Origin of the sequence: Paenibacillus sp. 2TAB26 (genome assembly GCF_052115145.1) — a bacterium.
Lineage (GTDB): Bacteria > Bacillota > Bacilli > Paenibacillales > Paenibacillaceae > Pristimantibacillus.
Genome location: NZ_JBFRGC010000156.1, coordinates 1 through 363, shown reverse-complemented (window position 1 = coordinate 363; position 363 = coordinate 1). Strand labels below are relative to the sequence as shown.

The 363-nt window shown below is 43.3% G+C and carries 1 protein-coding gene; it reads left to right on the top strand.

Annotation, left to right across the window (positions count from 1 at the left end; all coding sequences use genetic code 11):
- Positions 1 to 363, top strand: a 363-nt coding sequence (locus AB4Z50_RS36295; RefSeq protein WP_441887367.1) for a hypothetical protein, incomplete at both ends; no start/stop codon positions are given.

Sequence of the window (363 nt, the reverse complement as noted above, 5' to 3'; positions counted from 1 at the left end):
GATGAAGGACTTGTGGACATCGAAGATTTCTATAAGAAAATATCAAATGAACCCCAAGTGAAAACTTTGATCAAATCCTACTATGCCAAACCACTGATTAATACTGAATTGGCTGTGAAACAAATTTCTCGCATAAAAATCACACCTGAAAACCTTCTGGCCCCGGCCGAGGAATTTATACCCGCGCGGGCATTCATAGATTCCATACCTAATCCTTTTTTTGACCCGGTCGTAAAACGCTTCAACTATGAGAAGGAACATGCGGAATTCCGTTATCTATACAGGGATTTTACCGAAGCCATTGGCCAGAAAATGACAGAACTTGGCACTCCTTCTTATCATCCGGGAGGCTCTGCCGGCAGC